Source organism: Pseudomonas sp. Irchel s3a10, assembly GCF_900187525.1.
GTDB lineage: Bacteria > Pseudomonadota > Gammaproteobacteria > Pseudomonadales > Pseudomonadaceae > Aquipseudomonas > Aquipseudomonas koreensis_G.
In genome coordinates this window covers 18,917-38,972 of the sequence record NZ_FYDR01000008.1, presented here as the reverse complement: position 1 = coordinate 38,972, position 20,056 = coordinate 18,917, and the positions used below count along the sequence as shown (strand labels likewise).

Sequence of the window (20,056 nt, the reverse complement as noted above, 5' to 3'; positions counted from 1 at the left end):
ACTTGATTACAGATTCTGCGTTACGAACGAGAGCATCTGGTCGGCGGTGGAGATCACCTTGGAGTTCATCTCGTAGGCGCGCTGAGTGGTGATCATGTTGACCATCTCTTCAACGGTGCTGACGTTGGAACCTTCCAGGGTGTTCTGCAGGGTGGTACCGAAACCGTTCAGGCCCGGGGTGCCGATTTGCGGCGCGCCGGAAGCAGCGGTTTCCAGGAACAGGTTGTTGCCTACTGCCTGCAGACCGGCCGGGTTGATGAAGTCGGCGGTTTGCAGGTTGCCGATCACTTGAGCGGCCGGGTTGCCTGGCACCGTGATCGACACGGTGCCGTCGGTGCCGACGGTGAAGCTCTGCGCGTTGTTCGGGATGACGATGGCCGGCTCCAGGGCAAAACCGCTGGCGTTGACGATCTGGCCGTTGGAGTCGAGGTGGAAAGTACCGTCACGGGTGTAGGACGTGGTGCCGTCCGGCTGCAGGATCTGGAAGAAACCGCGACCGTCGATGGCCATGTCCAGCGGCTGCTCGGTGGTTTGCAGGCTGCCGGCGGTGAAGTTTTTCTGGGTGCCGACGATGCGCACACCGGTACCCAGTTGCAGACCCGACGGCAGTTCACTGTCCTGGGTCGACTGGGCGCCTGGCTGACGCTTGATCTGATACAGCAGGTCCTGGAACTCGGCACGGTCACGTTTGAAACCCGTGGTCGACACGTTCGCCAGGTTGTTGGAAATGGTGGTCAGGTTGGTGTCCTGGGCGGACAGACCGGTTTTGGCAACCCATAGAGCCGGAAGCATTCGATTCTCCTCGTGCGCCTGTTTTACGGCGCGACGTTCTGATAATTAGCTGATCTGCAAGACCCGAGCCATGGCCTGGTCGTCGTCTTTGGCGGTGTTCATCATCTTGACGTGCAACTCGAACTGCTTGGCCAGGGCCAGCACCGAAGTCATTTCTTCCACGGCATTGACGTTGCTCGACTCAAGGAAACCCGACACCAGTTTGACGTTGGCATCGGCCGGCGCCGGCTGGCCGTCCTTGGTGTAGATCGAGCCATCGAGGCCTTTGTTGAGGTTCTTGATGTCCGGGTTGACCAGTTTGATCCGGTCGACTTCCGCCATGACGCGCGGGCCTTCGCCCATCGCACGAATACTGATGGTGCCGTCTTCACCGACTTCGACCTGCTGCTCCGGCGGCACGGCGATCGGACCGCCATTGCCAAGTACCGGCATGCCGTTGCCGGCGCGCAATACGCCGAGGGCGTCGATGTTGAGACTGCCGGTGCGCACGTAGCTTTCGCCACCGTTAGGGTTCTGCACGGCAATAAAGCCGTTGCCGGTCACGGCCACGTCGAGGTCACGCCCGGTCTGTACCAGCGAACCGGCGGTGAAGTCGGTGGCGGGCCGTTCGCTCATGGCAAACGCACGCGCCGGAAAGCTGTCACCGAACACCGGCATCGAACGCGCCTGCTCCAAGTCGCGCTGAAAACCATTGGTGGAAATGTTCGCCAGGTTGTTGGCATGGGCCTTTTGCGCCAGCGCGTTCTGACTGGCGCCGGTCATTGCCACATAAAGGTACTTGTCCACACTCTTTCCTCTGCATGCCGGACGTTTGCCGCCCACCGCTGTACTGCTGAGCCATAAGCAATTTGCAGACCAACTTTTTTCTGGCGGCTTGCGGCCCGGTAAACAAAGGACTTGAGGGGTTTTGCGGGGAAATCTGAAATGTATCGAAGTCGAAAAACCGGCGGTGTTATGCCGCTTGGCGGCAATCCCGATTTTTGCAGATGGAAAAAGAACCTGTGGTGAGGGGATTTATCCCCGATGGGCTGCGCAGCAGCCCCCAATCCATACATGGTGGTGTATCAGACGAACCGCATTCGCTGGTTTGGGGCGGCTTCGCCACCCTTCGGGGATGAATCCCCTCACCACAAAAGCTCTTTTCACCACAGTGTTGCTGTTAACTCTCGGGGTCTTTACCGACCTCATACTCACGGAGCTTATTAGCAATGGTGGTATGCGAAACCCCCAGCCGTTTGCCCAGTTGCCGACTGCTCGGGTGCTCGGAATACAGCCGCTCCAGCACCGCTTTTTCAAAGCGCCCAACGATCTCGTCCAGCCCGCCCTCCAGCGAGAAATCGCCAAGCGGCTGACGCACCCCGTAGTCCGGCAAGCGAATATGTTCGACCTTGACCGTGCCGCCATCACACAGCGAAACCGCCTGAAACAGCACGTTCTCCAGTTGCCGCACATTGCCCGGCCAGTGGTAATGACTGAGGCGATCCATCGCCGCCGGCGCCAGTTTCGGCAGCGAGCAACCGATCTGGCGGCTGGCCTGATCAAGGAAGTGTTCCACCAGCGGGGTCAAACCGTCGAGGCATTCGCGCAGCGGCGGGATGTGCAGCGACAGCACGTTCAAGCGGTGATACAGATCCTGACGAAATTCTCCACGCGCACACAGCTCGGACAAGTCGACCTGAGTCGCGCAGATCACCCGCACGTCCAGATACACCTCTTCGTCGCTGCCGACCCGGCGGAAGCAACCGTCCTGCAGAAAGCGCAGCAACTTCACTTGCAAGCGCGGGCTCATTTCACCGACGCCATCGAGAAACAGCGTGCCGCCCGCCGTCAGCTCCAGCAGACCGAGCTTGCCTTCGGCACGCGCGCCTTCAAACGCGCCGGGGCCGTAGCCGAACAGCTCGGTCTCGGCCATCGACTCCGGCAGCCCTGCGCAATTGAGCGCCATCAGCGGCGACTGCCCGCGCGGGCTGGCGAGGTGGCAGGCACGGGCCAACAACTCTTTGCCGGTGCCGGTTTCGCCTTCGATCAATAGCGGCGCATCCAGCGGCGCCATGCGCCGCGCTTCACGCACGACAGCGGCCATCACTTTCGAGCTCTGAAAGATACTGTCGAAGCCGCGCAGCTCCTGCTTGCGCACGTTATAGATGCGCTCGCCGACGCGGTCGGCGCGGTGCAAGGTCAGTACCGCACCGGCCATGGCTTCGCTGTCGTCGTGCTCCGATTGCAGCGGCGCGATGTCGGCGAGAAAGATGTCGCCCTTGACCTTGACGCGCATGCCGTTGATTCGCGATTTGTTGGCGCGCACCAGTTCCGGCAGGTCGAAATCCTCAGCGTAGCGCGACAGTGGAATCCCCGGCACCTCATCCACCCGCACCCCGAGCAACTGCGCCGCCGCGCGGTTGGCCGCGACGATCGAGCCGCCCATGTCGATCGACAGCACCGGGAACTCCAGCGCGCCGAGCAACGCGTTCAACTCCATGTGCCGGCGCTCGCTGGGCATCAGCCCGACGCGCTTGACGCCAAACACCCCGGCAATCGCCTCGAACTTCGGCCGCAGCGCCTGGAACTGAATGTTGATCAGGTTCGGGCAGTGCAGGTAGATCGCATTGCCGTGCTCACCCCCGACCTCACCGCGCGCCACGTTGATCCCGTACTCCACTAACAAGTTGAGGATGTCGCGCAGGATGCCGATGCGGTTCTGGCAGTGGACTTTGATACGCATATAAAGAGGACCGACGAGGATGAGGGGTTGAACTCAATCCCTGTGGGAGCGGGCTTGCTCGCGAAAGCGGTGTGTCAGTAGCCATTCATGCAGCTGATACACCGCTTTCGCGAGCAAGCCCGCTCCCACAGGGGGGTTGGGCCACGATTTTTCTGTCGAGGCGCGCAGATAGTTGTCAAGATTATGTGACAGCCATAGCCCTTTTCAAACCTGCAAATCGCCGCAAATGCGCAATATCAGTCAAAGCGTAACGATTTTTTTACGAAAACCCGCGATTGTTCCTGCCAGGAACGCGTTCAACCTGCTGCATCCCACCGCGCTCTCGGGTAATCCTGACCCCATCGCTGGACATAACAAGAACGAATTCCCCTAGCAGGAGAGCAGTATGAAGCAGACGCAATACGTGGCCCGCGAGCCCGATGCGCAAGGTTTTATCGACTACCCCGCCGAAGAACACGCGGTGTGGAACACGCTGATCACCCGCCAGTTGAAAGTGATCGAGGGTCGCGCGTGCCAGGAATACCTGGACGGTATCGAAAAACTCGGCCTGCCCCACGACCGCATCCCGCAACTGGGCGAGATCAACAAGGTGCTCGGTGAAACCACCGGTTGGCAGGTTGCCCGCGTCCCGGCACTGATCCCCTTCCAGACCTTCTTCGAATTGCTCGCCAGCAAGCAGTTTCCGGTGGCCACGTTCATTCGTACCCGCGAAGAACTGGACTACCTGCAAGAGCCGGACATTTTTCACGAGATCTTCGGCCACTGCCCGCTGCTGACCAACCCATGGTTCGCCGAATTCACCCACACCTACGGCAAGCTCGGCCTGCAGGCCACCAAAGAAGAGCGCGTCTACCTGGCGCGCCTGTACTGGATGACTATCGAGTTCGGTCTGGTCGACACCCCGCAAGGCAAACGCATCTACGGCGGCGGCATCCTGTCCTCGCCGAAGGAAACCGTTTACTCGCTGTCGGACGAGCCCGAGCATCAGGCCTTCGATCCGCTGGAAGCCATGCGCACGCCGTATCGCATCGACATCCTGCAGCCGCTGTACTTTGTCCTGCCGAACCTCAAGCGCCTGTTCGACGTCGCCCATGAAGACATCATGGCCATGGTTCGCCAAGGCATGCAGCTGGGGTTGCACGCACCGAAGTTTCCGCCAAAACCGAAAGCCGCGTGATCCGCGACTTTTGCTGAGAATTGAGTCTGTCAGTCGCCGCCACTTTGGTTTAGCGTGACGGCATTGACGGGCCGATAGTTTCTATAAAAAAAACACACTCGATTTCAGGAATCACACCATGTCCACTTTGAACCAAGCCCACTGCGAAGCATGCCGTGCCGATGCGCCACAAGTCAGCGACGAAGAACTGCCGATCCTGATCAAGCAGATCCCGGACTGGAACATCGAAGTACGCGACAGCATCATGCAGCTGGAGAAGGTCTTCCTGTTCAAGAACTTCAAGCACGCACTGGCGTTCACCAATGCCGTCGGTGAAATCTCCGAGGCCGAAGGTCACCACCCGGGTCTGCTGACCGAATGGGGCAAAGTCACCGTGACCTGGTGGAGCCACTCGATCAAGGGCCTGCACCGCAACGACTTCATCATGGCCGCACGCACTGACGAAGTGGCCAAGACCGCAGAAGGACGCAAGTAATGCACTTCGACGCCATCGGCCGGGTACCCGGCGACCCGATCCTCGGTTTGATGGAGGCCTATGCGCAGGACACTAACCCGCGCAAGTTCGACCTCGGCGTTGGCGTCTACAAGGATGCCCAGGGCCTGACGCCGATCCCCGAAGCGGTGAAAATCGCCGAGGCGCGACTGGTCGAAAGCCAGGACACCAAGACCTACATCGGCGGTCACGGCAATCCATTGTTCGGCAAAGTCATCAATGAACTGGTGCTTGGCGCCGACTCGAAGCTGATCGCCGAACAGCGCGCTGGTGCCACCCAGACCCCGGGCGGCACCGGCGCGCTGCGTCTGGCGGCCGACTTCATCGCCCAGTGCCTGCCGGGCAAAGGCGTGTGGCTGAGCAACCCGACCTGGCCGATCCACGAAACGATTTTCGCCACGGCCGGGGTCAAGGTCAGTCACTACCCGTACGTGGGCAGCGACAACCGCCTCGACGTCGATGCGATGCTCGCCGTACTCAACGAAGTGCCGAAGGGCGACGTGGTGCTGCTGCATGCGTGCTGCCACAACCCGACCGGTTTCGACCTGAACCATGACGACTGGCAGCGCGTGCTCGACGTGGTGCGCCGCCGTGACCTGCTGCCGTTGATCGACTTTGCCTACCAGGGCTTTGGCGACGGACTGGAGCAGGACGCGTGGTCGACCCGATTGTTCGCCGCCGAAGTGCCCGAGCTGCTGATTACCAGCTCCTGCTCGAAAAACTTCGGCCTGTACCGCGACCGTACCGGCGCTCTGATTGTCTGCGCGAAAACCGCTGACAAGCTGATCGACATCCGCAGCCAGTTGGCCAATATCGCCCGCAACCTGTGGTCGACACCACCGGATCACGGCGCGGCCGTGGTCGCGACCATCCTCGCCGACCCGGAGCTGAAAGCGCGCTGGGCCGACGAAGTGGAAGCCATGCGCTTGCGCATCGCGCAACTGCGCAGCGGTCTGGTGGAAGCGCTGGAACCGCACGGTCTGCGCGAGCGCTTTGCACACATTGGCGTACAACGCGGAATGTTCTCCTACACCGGGCTGTCGCCGGAGCAGGTGAAACGACTGCGTGAGCAGCACAGCGTGTACATGGTCAGCTCGGGACGGGCCAACGTCGCCGGGATCGATGCAACGCGTCTGGCGCTGCTGGCCGAGGCCATCGCCGACGCCTGCAAATAACCCCGCAATCCCCCTGTAGGAGTGAGCCTGCTCGCGATAGCGGTGTATCAGCCAGCATATGAGTTGACTGACACACCGCCATCGCGAGCAGGCTCACTCCTACAGATGTTTTTGCGGCGACCTTTGTTATTGCGCTTCTCCCTGCGGCCATCTGTCGCATTATTTTCAATTAAAAGTCTGATTGTCATTTTTCCTGCTGTATCCTGCGCAGGCTTTCAAGAAGCGCGGATCTACCAGATCTATCAACAGACTTAGCGAGGAGCGCAACCATGCACGAGATTCCTAATCTCCCCTTCCCAAGCCTGCACGTACCTGAGCAGACGACCACGCAACAAGCCGGCGCCCAGCAGCCCGAGCCGAAAGAAGCCGTTGAGAGCCGCCAGGCCGACAGCGAAGAGTAAAACCCCGCCGTACAGACCGTGTGGAAAGCGCTAAGATGCGCTTTCCACACTGCCTGAAACCGAGCCCGCCATGACCGACGAATTCTCTGAAAGCCAAGCCGCCGTCCTGATCGGCGCCACCGAGAAAATGATCGAGATCTGGAACCGCCTCTCCCCGGAAAAGCAGGCCGCCCTGCTCGCCCGTTTCGGCAGCGAAGAAAACGCCCTCGCCGCCCTCGTCACCACGCAACTGGTCGCCCCGGCCAAGTCGTGAATCTGCCCTGCGGCAAATAGTTTTACTTTTCCCCGCCCCTGCCGCGTCCGCGCCGGTATCATAAGCAGCCTATCTAATCCTGCTTTGCCGTGGATCGTTTCCCATGTCGTCCTCTATGCCACAACCCCAGCGCCCCCTGGCGGTCACGCTGCAAGTCGTGTCCATCGTCCTCTTCACCTTTATCGGTTACCTGAACATCGGCATTCCGCTCGCGGTGCTGCCGGGTTACGTCCACAGTGACCTGGGTTTCGGCGCGGTGATCGCCGGGCTGGTGATCAGCGTGCAATACCTCGCCACCCTGCTCAGCCGTCCGTACGCCGGCAAGATCATCGACAACCAGGGCAGCAAGAGCGCGGTGATGATCGGGTTGGCCGGTTGTGGCTTGAGTGGCGTGTTCATGCTGATTTCGGCGTGGACACCGAACTTGCCGATGCTCAGCCTGATCAGCCTGTTGATCGGCCGTCTGGTGCTGGGCAGCGCGGAAAGCCTGGTCGGCTCCGGCTCTATCGGCTGGGGCATCGGCCGCGTTGGTGCGGCGAACACCGCCAAAGTGATTTCGTGGAATGGCATCGCCAGTTACGGTGCGCTGGCGGTCGGTGCGCCGCTCGGGGTGTGGCTGGTCGGTCAGTTGGGATTGTGGAGCATGGGCGTCAGCATCATCCTGCTGGCAGCGCTGGGTCTGCTGCTGGCGTGGCCGAAAACCGCGGCGCCGATTGTCGCCGGTGAGCGCCTGCCATTCATGCACGTGCTCGGTCGGGTGTTCCCCCACGGCTGCGGCCTGGCACTGGGCTCGATCGGTTTCGGCACCATCGCCACCTTCATCACTCTGTATTACGCCACCCGGCACTGGGATAACGCGGTGCTGTGCCTGAGCCTGTTCGGCGCCAGCTTCATCGGCGCGCGACTGCTGTTCGGCAACCTGATCAACCGCCTCGGCGGCTTCCGCGTGGCGATCGCCTGCCTGTCGGTGGAAACCCTCGGCCTGTTGCTGCTGTGGCTGGCACCGGATGCGCATTGGGCACTGGCCGGCGCGGCGTTGAGCGGTTTCGGCTTCTCGCTGGTATTCCCGGCGCTGGGCGTGGAAGCGGTGAACCTGGTGCCAGCCTCCAGCCGTGGCGCAGCGGTCGGCGCGTATTCGTTGTTCATCGATTTGTCGCTGGGGATCACCGGACCGTTGGCCGGGGCGATTGCCGCGGGTTTCGGTTTTGCTTCGATCTTCCTGTTCGCCGCCATTGCCTCGCTCAGCGGCCTGGCGCTGAGCGTGTACCTCTACAAGCACACGGCCAAGTACCGCGAAGACTAGAAATCCACCTTGCCACGGCCGGCCTTGATGCTGCCGCGCTTGGTCTTGGATTCGAGTCGGCGCTTCTTCGAGCCGAGGGTCGGCTTGGTCGGGCGGCGCTTCTTTTCGACCTTGGTGGCGCTGAGGATCAGCTCGGTCAGACGCTCCAGCGCATCGGCACGGTTGGCTTCCTGCGTGCGGTATTGCTGAGCCTTGATAATCAGCACGCCATCGCTGGTGATGCGACTGTCACGCAACGCCAGCAGTCGCTCCTTGTAGAACTCGGGCAAGGACGAAGCCGGAATGTCGAAGCGCAGGTGCACGGCGCTGGAGACCTTGTTGACGTTCTGCCCGCCGGAGCCTTGCGCGCGGATGGCTGTCAATTCGATCTCGGCATCCGGCAGATGCACGTTGTTGGAAATCACCAGCATGGAAAAGCGTCCGTAATCAGAGGGTGCAGGATACCGCGAAACCGTCCGAGCCTCCGATCCCCCTGTAGGAGTGAGCCTGCTCGCGATAGTCAGATAAATATTCGTCGACTGATACACCGCTATCGCGAGCAGGCTCACTCCTACAAGGGATTGTGTAAACCCCAGAAACGACAAACCCGGCACGTTGGCCGGGTTTGTCGTTTGTTGCGTCAACGCTTACTTCGAAGCACTTGCCGCGTGCAGCGCCTGTTGCGCACCGCGCTTGTTCTTGATCACGTAGCAGACCCACATGAACACGACCCACACCGGAATCGCGTACACCGAGATCTGGATGCCCGGGATCAGCAGCATTACGCCAAGGATGAACGCGACGAACGCCAGGCAGACATAGTTGCCGTACGGGTACCACAGCGCCTTGAACAGCGGCGTCTGCTGCGTCTTGTTCATGTGCTGGCGGAACTTGAAGTGCGAGAAGCTGATCATCGCCCAGTTGATCACCAGCGTTGCAACCACCAGCGACATCAGCAGTTCCAGCGCGTGCTGCGGGATCAGATAGTTAAGCAGCACGGCGACCAGGGTCACCGCTGCGGAAGCCAGGATCGAACGCACCGGCACGCCGCGCTTGTCGATTTTCGCCAGACCTTTCGGCGCATCGCCCTGCTCGGCCATGCCCAGCAGCATGCGGCTGTTGCAGTAAGTGCCGCTGTTGTACACCGACAGCGCTGCGGTCAGGACCACAAAGTTGAGGATGTGCGCGGCGGTGTTGCTGCCGAGCATCGAGAACACCTGCACGAACGGGCTGCCGCTGTACGAATCGCCGGAAGCGTTGAGCGTTTCCAGCAGACTGTCCCACGGAGTCAGCGACAGCAGGATCACCAGCGCACCGATGTAGAAAATCAGGATGCGGTAGATCACCTGGTTGATCGCTTTCGGGATCACGGTTTTCGGCTTGTCCGCTTCGGCGGCGGTGAAACCGAGCATTTCCAGACCGCCGAAAGAGAACATGATGATCGCCATCGCCATCACCAGACCGCTGACACCGTTGGGGAAGAACCCGCCGTGCGACCACAGGTTGCTGACCGAGGCCTGCGGGCCGCCATGGCCGCTGACCAGCAGGTAGCTGCCCAGTGCAATCATGCCGACAATCGCCACGACCTTGATGATCGCGAACCAGAATTCGGCCTCCCCGAACACTTTGACGTTGGCCAGGTTGATCGCGTTGATCAGCACGAAGAAGGCGGCGGCGGTGACCCAGGTCGGGATGTCCGGCGCCCAGTAGTGGATGTACTTGCCGACCGCGGTCAGCTCCGACATGCCCACCAGAATGTAAAGAATCCAGCAGTTCCAGCCCGACAGGAAACCGGCAAAACCGCCCCAGTACTTGTGCGCGAAATGACTGAAGGAACCGGCCACCGGCTCTTCGACGATCATCTCGCCGAGCTGGCGCATGATCATGAAGGCGATGAAGCCGCAGATGGCGTAGCCGAGGATCATCGACGGGCCGGCCGATTTCAGGACCCCGGCCGAGCCGAGGAACAATCCGGTACCGATCGCGCCACCGAGGGCGATCAGTTGAATATGGCGATTTTTCAGGCCGCGTTTCAGCTCGCCTGATTGCGAGTTTTGTCCACTCATGAAAAAGGTCCCACGCAAGGTTTGATGATGTTCAGTAGACGTTGCTGCAAGGTTGCGATTTCAGACAACCTCGATCAAACCCCAGCGCAAGCACCAGGAATTCAGCTTTTTTACAACGGTCATGCGTCACCTGTTTGTTTTTATCTGTGACGAAATCGAACCCGACACGCTTGTGACGTGGCGGAGTGAACAAGGCGGATAACCTTGAGGTTTGCGCGATTACGCAGAGGGTCACAGTTAAAACGCGGCGCATTGTACACCGCTAACCCCCTGCTGCCAGACCCCGCTGGATCAGCGTGGCGCTTGCCGGGATTGCGTGGGTCCGCCTCGATATGTCCGGACGGCTGCAAAAATTGAGTCAGGCCTTTGCAGGCCATCGACGGGGACGAGCGAAAAACCGCCCCACAGAGAGAAGTGAAGATCAATCTCGGCGTTCATTGCGCCTCCTTCTTGTTATGCACCTGCACGACAGGCATGAGGCGCATCTCACCCTGCAAACGGCGCTGAAACAAGCACGCCAGAGCCTTGCACAAGGCCTTTGCGGCAGGGGTTCGGCAGGTTTTCCTTACAGCGTCGGCAAGGGGGTAAATTCACTGGGCTTTATCGGGGTTTTCGTAAACTTTTCTTTACGATGCGTAACGCAGATTTTCCATTTCGGAAAATTCGGTAGGACGTCTGCAAATTGACGGTAGCAAGCTTGCTAATGAAAGTTGTCGCTTAGTTTTTTGTTTTCAAATAAGAAATCCGCCGCTTAAAAACAGAATAAAAAGTTTATTTAAATTTTAAATAAATAATTTTTTGCATTACAAAACACCCTGAACTAGGTTCTTCACGTCTTGCCGGCCAACTCGACCGGCCAGTCATAACCGTGAAAGTCATCTAGGAGATCGACCATGCAAGCACTGGAAAAAGACCTGGACACCGAACTGCAACTGGACGAATGGTTCGAAGCACCGACCCATGAGGCGGCTGTGGAAATGATGCAAGCCGACGCGGTGGTTCCGTTCGGCACGGCGATGTGGCCTCTGTAAGACATCCCCGGGCAGGCACGATCCGGCCGGTCGTGCCTGCCACTTTCTTCACGGTCAGTCAGGGAGGACTCATGGATAAGCCCCGCGCGATCTCGCATTTCCTTTACTACCTCGAACATCACCCTGCCCTTGCCGGTCTCGACTCGGCGAAGGTACTGCTCGGCCACACCGCCGATTACGAAGCCCTGACCGGCGCCATCGCCGAACAGGCCGGCGATCATCCCCGCTTCACGTTCAGTGCCCGTCGCCTGGATCTGGAAAGCACCGCCACGCTGACCGCGGCCATCGCCGACAGCGATCTGTACATTTTCTTCTACGACTCTTCCACCCTGCCCAACCCGCGCCCCGACGGCCCGGAGTTCGTCCGCGCCCTGCAAGGCGTGATGGCGGAAAACTGGAAGAAGTCGCTGCTGTTCAAGGATTACGGCGACTATTTCTACGACACTTTCAGCGTCACCCCGCAGCGCATCGCCGGGCTCAACAGCCACTTGATCCAACGCATGTCCCAGGCCACCACGCTGAGCTTCAAGGACGACCACGGCTCATGGTTTGAAACGCCGCTGAGCAGCATCAAGAAGTGGACCGACATCAACGGCGTCGGCAACTTCGACCTGGCCCCCGGCGAAATCGCCACCCATAGCGAAGCCATCAACGGCCATGTGAAATTCAAGGGCACGTTCCTCAGCACCATCCCGTTTGCGCGCAAGTACGGCGTGCTGGAGTCGCCACTGGAACTGTGGATCGAGAACTCGACCATCAGCCGCATTGCCACCGATGTGCCAGGGCTGGAGCATGATTTCAACAAGTACCTGGACGCCAACCCGTCGAACCGGCGCATCGAGGAACTGGGGATTGGTACCAATGAAGGGGTAAAAGATCTGTATGCGCGCAATGCCGGGTTCGAAGAGCGGCATTGCGGGTTGCATCTGGGACTGGGCGGTGGGGCCAAGGGCAGTCATCACCTGGATCTGATTTTCTCTGGCGGGGTGTTGGCGCTGGATGACAAGCCAGTGTTTGATGGGCGGTTTGTGTTTTAGGCGACTGACGCTTTCGCGAGCAAGCTCGCTCCCACAATGGGATTTGTGTTTGACGCAATTCCAATGTGGGAGCGGGCTTGCTCGCGAAGAGGCCGGTTCAGCCAATGCAACTCTTTCACCAGACGAAAAAAAACGCCAACCCTGCGGTTGGCGTTTTTTGCTTTAGCTCGAAGCTTGCCGCTCAAAGCTCACAGCTGCCTTATTCCGGCTTCTTGCGACCGAAACCCGGACGCTGGCCAGAACCAGCCGGTGCGCCACGGCGCTTGCCCGACGGCTTGTCACCGTCGACCAGCTTGATGCCCGGACGCTTCGGTGCTGGCTTGGCCGGACGCTTGTTGGTGGTGTCGGCAGGACGATCCGCTACCGGCGTACCACGACCGGCCGGCGCACGACCTTCGCCACGCTCGGTACGACCGTTGGCCGGACGCGGTGCGCGCTCGCCATCACGGGCAACCGGCTTGCGGCCCGGACGCTCACCTTCGATCTGCGGCTCACGGCTCGGGCGTGGGCCGGTCGGCGCGCCAGCGGCTGGACGCAGGGTACGCACACGCTCGGTCTTGGCCATCGGCCGCGACGATTTGCGCTGCATACGCTCCAGCTTGTCCTTGCTCTTGGCGTTGAGTTGCGGCATCGCCACCGGGGTCAGGCCGACTTCGGCACTCAGCACGTCGACTTCGTACTGGCTCATTTCGCGCCAGCGGCCCATCGGCAGGTCGGAGTTGAGGAACACCGGACCGAAACGCACGCGCTTCAGACGGCTGACCACCAGGCCCTGGGATTCCCACAGGCGACGAACCTCACGGTTACGCCCTTCCATCACCACGCAGTGATACCAGTGGTTGAAGCCTTCGCCGCCCGGTGCCTGTTGAATGTCGGTGAAACGCGCAGGGCCGTCTTCCAGCACCACGCCCGCTTTCAGGCGCTCGATCATCTCGTCGTCGACTTCACCACGTACACGCACGGCGTACTCACGGTCCATCTCGTAGGACGGGTGCATCAGACGGTTGGCCAGCTCACCGTCGGTGGTGAACATCAGCAGACCGGTGGTGTTGATGTCGAGACGACCGATGTTGATCCAGCGGCCTTCTTTCGGACGCGGCAGTTTGTCGAACACGGTCGGACGGCCTTCCGGGTCGTCACGGGTGCAGATTTCGCCATCGGGCTTGTTGTACATGATCACGCGGCGTACCGACTCGGCAGCCTCTTCGCGCTTGATCACCTTGCCATCGATGGTGATGGCGTCGTGCATGTCGACGCGCAGGCCGAGGGTAGCGTCTTTGCCATTGACCTTGATCCGGCCCTGGCTGATCCAGGCTTCGACGTCACGGCGCGAGCCAACGCCGATACGGGCGAGGACTTTCTGCAGTTTTTCGCCTGCTGGGCCGATTTCCTGGTCGTCTTGCTGATTGATGTCACTCATCTGGGCACCTCCCGGTGTGGTCTGTTCAGGCGGCGCCTGAAGCATTGAAATCTGGTTTTCGGGCGAAGGGATCGCCGAAGGGTCGCGAATCATACGCGGATGTGCGCCATCGCGCATCAAAGACTAGCTGATCGATCGCCAGTTATTTCTTTTTCCGCCGACCGGCGCCACCGAGTTTGATCAGGCGCAGCGCGGCTTCGGCCAGCACTGTGCGCTTGTCGTCCTTGTCGAGTTTCTTCCAGGCCTTGATTTCGCGCTTGCTGCGGCCACAGCCGAGGCAGATGTCGTCGCTGAACTTGCAGAGGCTGATGCACGGGTCTTTGGTGGAACTCATGGCTACTCCAGAAGCACACAACTCCCTGTAGGAGTGAGCCTGCTCGCGATAGCGGTGTGTCAGGCAAAAAGATGTGAACTGATACACCGCTATCGCGAGCAGGCTCACTCCTACAAGGGAACAGTAGCGTTCAGAGGATCGGGATCAGTCTTCGAATTCGCGGCGTTCGGCCTCGATGGCTTCGGCCAGCGCACGGGCTTCGGCTTCTTCTTCGCTCAGCTCGGGTTCGGGCGCTGGCACCGGTTGTTCGAGGGCGGCGACGGCGGCCAGGAGTTTTTCCCGGGCTTCGGCAACGCCAAGAATGTCCTCTTCCGGTTCCGCTTCTGGCTCGGTCTCGAGTTCAACTTCAATCACCGGCTCGACGGTCTCGACTTCCGGCTCAGTCGTCGACGCTTCACCATCCACGGCATCGCGCAACAGATCATCGAAGTCGGTCTTGATCCCCTCCTCCATGCTGTCCAGCTCCAGCAGCAAGGTGTGGAAACTGGTTTCCTCCTTCGGCTCTTCCGGCTCGGCGCTGGCGTCGGCCTGTTCCTGCAGACCCTGCGGTACTGGTGCGTCGTCGAAATCGAGTACTGGCTCGGTTTCCATCTCGCGCAGTTCGGCCAAGGGTGGCAAGTCTTCGAGGTTTTTCAGGTTGAAATGATCGAGAAACGCCTTGGTGGTGGCGAACATCGCCGATTTGCCCGGCACGTCGCGGTAACCGACGATACGGATCCACTCGCGCTCGATCAGCGTCTTGACGATGTTGGTGTTGACCGCCACGCCCCGCACGTCTTCGATCTCGCCCCGGGTGATCGGCTGGCGATAGGCGATCAGCGCCATGGTTTCCAGCAGCGCGCGGGAATAGCGCTGCGGACGTTCTTCCCACAAACGCCCGACCCACGGCGAAAACTTCTCGCGGATCTGCAAGCGGTAGCCGGAAGCGACTTCCTTGAGCTCGAACGCGCGGCCCTCACAGGACTTGGCCAGCAGGCTCAGGGCTTTCTTGAAGACCGGCGGTTCGGGCCGCTCGCCTTCTTCGAACAGTTCGTAGAGGCGTTCAAGCGATTGCGGTTTTCCCGAGGCCAACAGAAAGGCTTCAAGCAGGGGCGCCAGCTCGCGGGGTTCAGTCAGGTTCATGTTTCGACTCGTTATTCGGCTCGGGCTCGCACGTGGATCGCGGCGAACGGCTCATTCTGCACCAGCTCGACCAAGGATTCCTTGACCAGTTCAAGGATCGCCATAAAGGTCACCACCACACCGAGGCGACCTTCCTCGGCGGTGAACAGCTCGACGAACGGCACAAAGCCGCCGCCCTTGAGCCGTTCCAGCACATCGCTCATGCGCTCGCGGGTCGACAGTGCCTCGCGGCTGACCTGGTGGCTTTCGAACATGTCGCCACGGCGCAGTACCTCGGCCATGGACATCAGAATCTCTTCCAGCGCGACATCCGGCAACAGCTTGCGCGCCCGGGCTTCGGGGGCGTCGAGCTTGGGCACGACCACGTCGCGGCCGACCCGATTCAGGCCGTCGATGCCTTCGGCGGCAGCCTTGAAGCGCTCGTATTCCTGCAGGCGACGGATCAGTTCGGCGCGCGGGTCGTCCTCTTCGTCTTCGACGGTTTCGGCGCGTGGCAGGAGCATCCGTGACTTGATCTCGGCCAGCATCGCCGCCATCACCAGATACTCGGCGGCCAGCTCCAGGCGCACCGACTGCATCAATTCGACATAGCCCATGTACTGGCGGGTGATTTCCGCCACCGGGATGTCGAGGATGTTGATGTTCTGTTTACGGATCAGGTACAGCAGCAGGTCGAGCGGGCCTTCGAAGGCTTCGAGAAACACTTCCAGCGCATCCGGCGGGATGTACAGGTCCAGCGGCATTTCCGTGACCGCCTGGCCATAGACCATGGCAAACGGCAATTCCTGCTGGGCGCCGGCCTGGGGATCGACAACGGTTTCCACTGCGGACATTCAGGCCTCGACCATGAACGGCGCGGGGTCGCCGCAACCGACGCGGATCACTTCCGGGTCGTCGCCGGTCAGGTCAATCACGGTGGACGCCTTGATCCCGCCGAAACCGCCGTCGATGATCAGGTCCACCTGGTGTTCCAGCAATTGGCGCATTTCGTACGGGTCGCTCAGCGGATCTTCATCGCCGGGCATGATCAGGGTCACGCTCATCAGCGGCTCGCCAAGTTCGGCCAGCAACGCCAGGGCAATCGGATGGCTCGGCACCCGCAGGCCGATGGTGCGTTTCTTCGGATGCAGCAGCAGACGCGGCACTTCGCGGGTGGCGTTGAGGATAAAGGTGTAAGGCCCCGGCAGATGCGCCTTGAGAATGCGGAAAGTGCCGGTGTCGATCTTGGCGTAGTTGCCCAGTTGCGACAGGTCGCTGCAGATCAGCGCAAAGTTGTGCTTCTCGTCGAGCTGACGCAGACGGCGCACGCGCTCGATCGCGGTCTTGTCGCCGATCTGGCAACCGATGGCGTAGGAAGAGTCCGTGGGATAAATCACCACCCCGCCTTTGCGGATGATCTCGACCGCCTGTTTGATCAGGCGCGCTTGCGGGTTTTCCGGATGGATCTGGAAAAATTGACTCACGTTTTCTACCTGTTCAGACGGCGGCAATATCTGTGTCATGTTTGAACCGACACCACAGGGGTGGAAGGTCCTCGGGAACCGGCCGGTACTGGCCTATCTCGGACCAGCCTCCAGGGCCATGGAAATCACTGCCGGCGCTGACCAGCAGACCGAACTCGCGGGCAAGGATGGCCAGGCTGCCGACCTGTTCTGCGGGCTGATGGCCATTGACCACTTCGATTGCATGCCCGCCTGCTTGAATATAGTCGGCAATCAGCTTTCGGCGCTTGCTACGGGTGAAATCGTAGTGCCATGGATGCGCCAGACTGACCCATGCGCCGGCGGCACGCAGGGTGCCGACGGTGTCTTCCAGGGTCGGCCAGTGCTGCTTGACGTCACCCAGCTTGCCGGCGCCGAGCCATTTGCGAAACGCCTCGGCGCGATCCTTTACAAAACCTTCACGCACCATCCAGTCGGCGAAATGCGGGCGGGCCGGGGCGTTGCCGCTGTCGCCCAGCTCCTGCTGGATCTGCCGGGCACCGTCGAGGGCACCGGGCATACCTTTGAGGCCGAGCTTGCGGCTTATTTCCTCCGACCGCAGCCAGCGGCCATCGTGCAATCTGGCGATCGCCTCGACCAGTGGCGCGGCGTTGACGTCGAAACCGTAGCCCAACACGTGGATGGTCGCGCCGCCCCAGGTGCAGGACAGTTCGACGCCATTGACCAGTTGCATGCCCAGCGCCTCGGCAGCGCTGCGCGCTTCGGCGAGGCCTTCGAGGGTGTCATGATCGGTCAACGAAAGGATTCGCACGCCGTTTTCAAACGCACGCGCAACCAGAACCGCCGGCGCCAGGGCGCCATCGGAGGCCGTGCTGTGGCAATGCAAATCAACATTCACGGGGAGTTGTAACCTCAAATCAGCTGGCGCTATCGCGCGCCCATATGTTTGTTATTATGCCGCCACATCCAGCTTCTGGCTCTCACTGTGAAACAATTCATCGATTTCATCCCGCTTCTGCTGTTCTTCATCGTTTACAAACTTGATCCACGGGTCGTCGACATCGCTGGCCATGAAGTGACTGTAGGCGGTATTTACAGCGCCACGGCGATGCTGATCATCAGCTCCCTGGTGGTCTACGGCGCGTTGTTCATCAAGCAGCGCAAGCTGGAAAAGAGCCAATGGCTGACCCTGATCGCCTGCCTGGTGTTCGGCAGCCTGACCCTCGCGTTCCATAGCGAGACCTTCCTCAAATGGAAAGCCCCGGTGGTCAACTGGCTGTTTGCCCTGGCCTTCATCGGCAGCCACTTCATCGGTGACCGGCTGCTGATCAAACGCATCATGGGCCACGCGCTGACCCTGCCGGATCCGGTCTGGACCCGCCTGAACATCGCCTGGATCGCCTTTTTCCTGTTCTGCGGCGCTGCCAACCTGTTCGTGGCATTCACCTTCCAGAGCATCTGGGTCGACTTCAAGGTGTTCGGCAGCCTGGGCATGACCGTGCTGTTCCTGGTCGGTCAGGGCATCTACCTGTCCCGCCATCTGCATGACGCCGATACCACAACACCAAAAACCGAGGACTGACATGCTCTACGCAATCATTGCCACCGACGTCGCCAACTCGCTCGAGGCCCGCCTCGCCGCGCGCCCGGCCCACCTCGAACGCCTGCAAGTGCTCAAGGGCGAAGGCCGCATCGTACTGGCCGGCCCGCACCCGGCGGTCGACAGCAATGATCCGGGCGCTGCGGGTTTCACCGGCAGCCTGATCGTCGCCGAATTCGACTCCCTCAGCGCCGCCCAGGCCTGGGCCGACGCCGATCCGTACATCGCCGCCGGCGTGTACGCCAACGTGATCGTCAAGCCGTTCAAGCAGGTTTTGCCGTAACCAAGGAATATCGAGGGACTCTGTGGCGAGGGGATTCATCCCCGATGGGTTGCGCAGCAACCCCAAAGCCATCCAATGCGGTGTGCCTGACACACCGCATGCTCCCATTTAAGGTCTGCTTCGCAGCCCATCGGGGATAAATCCCCTCACCACAAAAATCATCAACCGCGATATCCCATCCACCCGCACTGAACCTTCCCGATTCTCCCCGCTCTCAATCGCTCATTATTCTCGTTTGCCTGCCGACAACCTGCCCAATATCCATTTGCAAGCAGGAATCGCAATGCGCAAAGGTCCGTTGTGTCTGATGTGGGTCACGTTGTCGATCATGGCGCCCGCCCATGGTGAGGAAACCACCGAAAGCGGCAGCTCCACGCCATTGTCATTAAGTGCCGGCAGCCAGATTACCGAGTTGCAGCAGCGCCTGAAGGCCAGTGAGCAGCAGCGGGAAGAACTGAGCAAACAACTGCAAAATGCCGACAACACCCGCGAAAGCGCCCAGCTCGCCCGGTTGCGCCAGGAGAACCAGCGCCTGAAGCTGCAACTCAAGGAAGCCCAGGCCAGCCCGGTGCCACGTCTGTTGACCGAACAGCAGCAATGGTTCGTCACCGGCGCCGGGGTAGCGCTATTGGCGCTGCTGTGCGGTATCTTTGCCAGTGGAGCAAGCCGAAAACGTCGGCAATGGCTAAATTGAGTGAGTCATGAGCGAGCTGTTACTGATTGATGATGACCAGGAGTTGTGCGAACTCCTGAGTAGCTGGCTGAGCCAGGAAGGCTTCCAGGTACGCGCCTGCCACGATGGCCAGAGCGCGCGCAAGGCGCTGGCCGAATCGGCGCCTGCCGCTGTAGTGCTGGACGTGATGCTGCCCGACGGCAGCGGTCTGGAACTGCTCAAGCAATTGCGCAGCGAACACGCGGAGCTGCCGGTGCTGATGCTCTCGGCCCGTGGCGAACCGCTGGATCGCATCCTTGGTCTGGAGCTGGGCGCCGACGATTATCTGGCCAAACCCTGCGATCCACGTGAACTCACCGCGCGCCTGCGTGCCGTATTGCGCCGCAGTCACCCGGCTGCCGTGTCGACCCAGCTCGAACTGGGCGACCTGAGCTTCAGCCCGGTGCGCGGCGTGGTCAGCATCGACGAGAAAGAACTGACCCTCACCATGTCCGAAAGCCGTTTGCTCGAAGCCCTGCTCAAGCAGCCCGGCGAACCGCTGGACAAACAGGAACTGGCGCAATTGGCCCTCGGCCGCAAGCTGACCCTGTACGACCGCAGCCTCGACATGCACGTCAGCAACCTGCGCAAAAAGATCGGCCCCCACCCCGACGGCCGCCCTCGGATCGTCGCCCTGCGCAGCCGTGGTTACTACTACAGCCTGTAAACCGTTTGCTTCTCTGTGGCGAGGGAGCTTGCTCCCGCTGGACTGCG

At 60.6% G+C, this 20,056-nt stretch carries 23 protein-coding genes; 12 read left to right on the top strand and 11 right to left on the bottom strand.

Going from position 1 to position 20,056, the window contains the following annotated elements; all coding sequences use genetic code 11:
* Nucleotides 1–6 precede the first annotated feature (6 nt).
* From flgG to CKW11_RS21660, 3 genes are all read right to left on the bottom strand, one after another.
* Nucleotides 7–792, bottom strand: coding sequence for a flagellar basal-body rod protein FlgG (gene flgG, locus CKW11_RS21670; protein WP_003222804.1), 786 nt, complete (start codon nucleotides 790–792; stop codon nucleotides 7–9).
* A gap of 45 nt (nucleotides 793–837) precedes the next feature.
* Nucleotides 838–1,578 (bottom strand): flagellar basal body rod protein FlgF, encoded by a 741-nt coding sequence (locus tag CKW11_RS21665; RefSeq protein WP_007965507.1) that lies wholly within the window; start codon nucleotides 1,576–1,578, stop codon nucleotides 838–840.
* 373 nt (nucleotides 1,579–1,951) lie between these two features.
* Nucleotides 1,952–3,514 carry a sigma-54-dependent transcriptional regulator gene (locus tag CKW11_RS21660; protein WP_095139340.1) on the bottom strand — a complete coding sequence of 521 codons (1,563 nt, stop codon included), beginning with the start codon at nucleotides 3,512–3,514 and terminating at the stop codon, nucleotides 1,952–1,954.
* A gap of 385 nt (nucleotides 3,515–3,899) precedes the next feature.
* Between CKW11_RS21660 and phhA the strand changes: the two genes are divergently transcribed.
* The 6 genes from phhA (at nucleotide 3,900) to CKW11_RS21635 (ending at nucleotide 8,316) form a co-directional block, all read left to right on the top strand.
* A complete protein-coding gene (gene phhA, locus CKW11_RS21655) occupies nucleotides 3,900–4,691 on the top strand; it encodes a phenylalanine 4-monooxygenase (RefSeq protein ID WP_007965510.1) in 792 nt (263 codons plus the stop codon).
* A gap of 118 nt (nucleotides 4,692–4,809) precedes the next feature.
* Nucleotides 4,810–5,166, top strand: a complete 357-nt coding sequence (locus tag CKW11_RS21650; RefSeq protein ID WP_003222798.1) for a 4a-hydroxytetrahydrobiopterin dehydratase — start codon at nucleotides 4,810–4,812, stop codon at nucleotides 5,164–5,166.
* A complete protein-coding gene (locus CKW11_RS21645; RefSeq protein ID WP_095139339.1) occupies nucleotides 5,166–6,359 on the top strand; it encodes an amino acid aminotransferase in 1,194 nt (397 codons plus the stop codon). The genes CKW11_RS21650 and CKW11_RS21645 overlap by 1 nt, the downstream gene beginning before the upstream one ends.
* 269 nt (nucleotides 6,360–6,628) lie before the next feature.
* On the top strand, nucleotides 6,629–6,760 hold the full coding sequence (locus CKW11_RS28895) for a hypothetical protein (RefSeq protein ID WP_256214475.1): 132 nt from the start codon (nucleotides 6,629–6,631) through the stop codon (nucleotides 6,758–6,760).
* Nucleotides 6,761–6,830: 70 nt separating this feature from the next.
* Nucleotides 6,831–7,013 carry a hypothetical protein gene (locus CKW11_RS21640; RefSeq protein WP_025113527.1) on the top strand — a complete coding sequence of 61 codons (183 nt, stop codon included), beginning with the start codon at nucleotides 6,831–6,833 and terminating at the stop codon, nucleotides 7,011–7,013.
* 115 nt (nucleotides 7,014–7,128) lie between these two features.
* The gene (locus CKW11_RS21635; RefSeq protein WP_177440029.1) at nucleotides 7,129–8,316 is read left to right on the top strand and encodes an MFS transporter; all 1,188 of its coding nucleotides are present in this window, start codon (nucleotides 7,129–7,131) and stop codon (nucleotides 8,314–8,316) included.
* On the opposite strand, the gene arfB is transcribed toward CKW11_RS21635, so the two are convergent.
* Entirely contained in the window at nucleotides 8,313–8,726 is a 414-nt protein-coding gene (gene arfB, locus CKW11_RS21630; protein WP_095139337.1) for an alternative ribosome rescue aminoacyl-tRNA hydrolase ArfB, read from the bottom strand. The genes CKW11_RS21635 and arfB overlap by 4 nt on opposite strands.
* A gap of 216 nt (nucleotides 8,727–8,942) precedes the next feature.
* The gene (locus tag CKW11_RS21625; RefSeq protein WP_095139336.1) at nucleotides 8,943–10,361 is read right to left on the bottom strand and encodes an amino acid permease; all 1,419 of its coding nucleotides are present in this window, start codon (nucleotides 10,359–10,361) and stop codon (nucleotides 8,943–8,945) included.
* Between the two features lie 893 nt (nucleotides 10,362–11,254).
* On the opposite strand from CKW11_RS21625, the gene CKW11_RS28680 reads away from it, so the two are divergent.
* Together CKW11_RS28680 and CKW11_RS21620 are read left to right on the top strand one after the other, a co-directional pair.
* Nucleotides 11,255–11,392, top strand: coding sequence for a hypothetical protein (locus tag CKW11_RS28680; protein WP_003222780.1), 138 nt, complete (start codon nucleotides 11,255–11,257; stop codon nucleotides 11,390–11,392).
* A 71-nt stretch (nucleotides 11,393–11,463) separates the two neighbouring features.
* Nucleotides 11,464–12,429 (top strand): hypothetical protein, encoded by a 966-nt coding sequence (locus CKW11_RS21620; protein ID WP_041073062.1) that lies wholly within the window; start codon nucleotides 11,464–11,466, stop codon nucleotides 12,427–12,429.
* Nucleotides 12,430–12,628: 199 nt separating this feature from the next.
* On the opposite strand, the gene rluB is transcribed toward CKW11_RS21620, so the two are convergent.
* The 6 genes from rluB to CKW11_RS21590 all read right to left on the bottom strand — a co-directional run bounded on the left by rluB (nucleotide 12,629) and on the right by CKW11_RS21590 (nucleotide 17,645).
* The gene (gene rluB / locus CKW11_RS21615; RefSeq protein ID WP_095139335.1) at nucleotides 12,629–13,849 is read right to left on the bottom strand and encodes a 23S rRNA pseudouridine(2605) synthase RluB; all 1,221 of its coding nucleotides are present in this window, start codon (nucleotides 13,847–13,849) and stop codon (nucleotides 12,629–12,631) included.
* Nucleotides 13,850–13,991: 142 nt separating this feature from the next.
* A complete protein-coding gene (locus CKW11_RS21610; protein ID WP_016771121.1) occupies nucleotides 13,992–14,183 on the bottom strand; it encodes a DUF1289 domain-containing protein in 192 nt (63 codons plus the stop codon).
* A gap of 144 nt (nucleotides 14,184–14,327) precedes the next feature.
* Entirely contained in the window at nucleotides 14,328–15,305 is a 978-nt protein-coding gene (gene scpB / locus CKW11_RS21605; protein WP_095139334.1) for an SMC-Scp complex subunit ScpB, read from the bottom strand.
* Nucleotides 15,306–15,316: 11 nt separating this feature from the next.
* Nucleotides 15,317–16,015, bottom strand: a complete 699-nt coding sequence (locus CKW11_RS21600) for a ScpA family protein (protein ID WP_177440028.1) — start codon at nucleotides 16,013–16,015, stop codon at nucleotides 15,317–15,319.
* 123 nt (nucleotides 16,016–16,138) lie between these two features.
* On the bottom strand, nucleotides 16,139–16,768 hold the full coding sequence (locus tag CKW11_RS21595) for an L-threonylcarbamoyladenylate synthase (protein WP_007966016.1): 630 nt from the start codon (nucleotides 16,766–16,768) through the stop codon (nucleotides 16,139–16,141).
* Nucleotides 16,769–16,781: 13 nt separating this feature from the next.
* Nucleotides 16,782–17,645 (bottom strand): PHP domain-containing protein, encoded by an 864-nt coding sequence (locus CKW11_RS21590; protein ID WP_095139332.1) that lies wholly within the window; start codon nucleotides 17,643–17,645, stop codon nucleotides 16,782–16,784.
* 87 nt (nucleotides 17,646–17,732) lie between these two features.
* Here CKW11_RS21590 and CKW11_RS21585 point away from each other — a divergent pair, with 87 nt between their 5' ends.
* The 4 genes from CKW11_RS21585 (at nucleotide 17,733) to CKW11_RS21570 (ending at nucleotide 20,009) form a co-directional block, all read left to right on the top strand.
* On the top strand, nucleotides 17,733–18,329 hold the full coding sequence (locus CKW11_RS21585) for a septation protein A (protein WP_027613975.1): 597 nt from the start codon (nucleotides 17,733–17,735) through the stop codon (nucleotides 18,327–18,329).
* A gap of 1 nt (nucleotide 18,330) precedes the next feature.
* Nucleotides 18,331–18,630, top strand: coding sequence for a YciI family protein (locus CKW11_RS21580; RefSeq protein ID WP_007966019.1), 300 nt, complete (start codon nucleotides 18,331–18,333; stop codon nucleotides 18,628–18,630).
* A gap of 283 nt (nucleotides 18,631–18,913) precedes the next feature.
* Entirely contained in the window at nucleotides 18,914–19,324 is a 411-nt protein-coding gene (locus CKW11_RS21575) for a translation initiation factor 2 (protein ID WP_095139331.1), read from the top strand.
* 7 nt (nucleotides 19,325–19,331) lie between these two features.
* Nucleotides 19,332–20,009 carry a response regulator transcription factor gene (locus tag CKW11_RS21570; protein ID WP_095139330.1) on the top strand — a complete coding sequence of 226 codons (678 nt, stop codon included), beginning with the start codon at nucleotides 19,332–19,334 and terminating at the stop codon, nucleotides 20,007–20,009.
* The last annotated feature ends 47 nt before the right edge of the window (nucleotides 20,010–20,056 follow it).

What these genes read in the sequence shown, in the direction of transcription:
- rluB (WP_095139335.1), bottom strand. Translation starts at nt 13,849, where the DNA reads ATGAGTGACATCAATCAGCAAGACGACCAGGAAATCGGCCCAGCAGGC.
- scpB (WP_095139334.1), bottom strand. Translation starts at nt 15,305, where the DNA reads ATGAACCTGACTGAACCCCGCGAGCTGGCGCCCCTGCTTGAAGCCTTT.
- CKW11_RS21620 (WP_041073062.1), top strand. Translation starts at nt 11,464, where the DNA reads ATGGATAAGCCCCGCGCGATCTCGCATTTCCTTTACTACCTCGAACAT.
- CKW11_RS21610 (WP_016771121.1), bottom strand. Translation starts at nt 14,183, where the DNA reads ATGAGTTCCACCAAAGACCCGTGCATCAGCCTCTGCAAGTTCAGCGAC.
- CKW11_RS28680 (WP_003222780.1), top strand. Translation starts at nt 11,255, where the DNA reads ATGCAAGCACTGGAAAAAGACCTGGACACCGAACTGCAACTGGACGAA.
- CKW11_RS21625 (WP_095139336.1), bottom strand. Translation starts at nt 10,361, where the DNA reads ATGAGTGGACAAAACTCGCAATCAGGCGAGCTGAAACGCGGCCTGAAA.
- CKW11_RS21640 (WP_025113527.1), top strand. Translation starts at nt 6,831, where the DNA reads ATGACCGACGAATTCTCTGAAAGCCAAGCCGCCGTCCTGATCGGCGCC.
- CKW11_RS21660 (WP_095139340.1), bottom strand. Translation starts at nt 3,514, where the DNA reads ATGCGTATCAAAGTCCACTGCCAGAACCGCATCGGCATCCTGCGCGAC.
- CKW11_RS21645 (WP_095139339.1), top strand. Translation starts at nt 5,166, where the DNA reads ATGCACTTCGACGCCATCGGCCGGGTACCCGGCGACCCGATCCTCGGT.
- CKW11_RS21650 (WP_003222798.1), top strand. Translation starts at nt 4,810, where the DNA reads ATGTCCACTTTGAACCAAGCCCACTGCGAAGCATGCCGTGCCGATGCG.
- CKW11_RS21570 (WP_095139330.1), top strand. Translation starts at nt 19,332, where the DNA reads ATGAGCGAGCTGTTACTGATTGATGATGACCAGGAGTTGTGCGAACTC.
- CKW11_RS21635 (WP_177440029.1), top strand. Translation starts at nt 7,129, where the DNA reads ATGCCACAACCCCAGCGCCCCCTGGCGGTCACGCTGCAAGTCGTGTCC.
- arfB (WP_095139337.1), bottom strand. Translation starts at nt 8,726, where the DNA reads ATGCTGGTGATTTCCAACAACGTGCATCTGCCGGATGCCGAGATCGAA.
- CKW11_RS21575 (WP_095139331.1), top strand. Translation starts at nt 18,914, where the DNA reads ATGCGCAAAGGTCCGTTGTGTCTGATGTGGGTCACGTTGTCGATCATG.
- CKW11_RS21580 (WP_007966019.1), top strand. Translation starts at nt 18,331, where the DNA reads ATGCTCTACGCAATCATTGCCACCGACGTCGCCAACTCGCTCGAGGCC.
- flgG (WP_003222804.1), bottom strand. Translation starts at nt 792, where the DNA reads ATGCTTCCGGCTCTATGGGTTGCCAAAACCGGTCTGTCCGCCCAGGAC.
- CKW11_RS28895 (WP_256214475.1), top strand. Translation starts at nt 6,629, where the DNA reads ATGCACGAGATTCCTAATCTCCCCTTCCCAAGCCTGCACGTACCTGAG.
- phhA (WP_007965510.1), top strand. Translation starts at nt 3,900, where the DNA reads ATGAAGCAGACGCAATACGTGGCCCGCGAGCCCGATGCGCAAGGTTTT.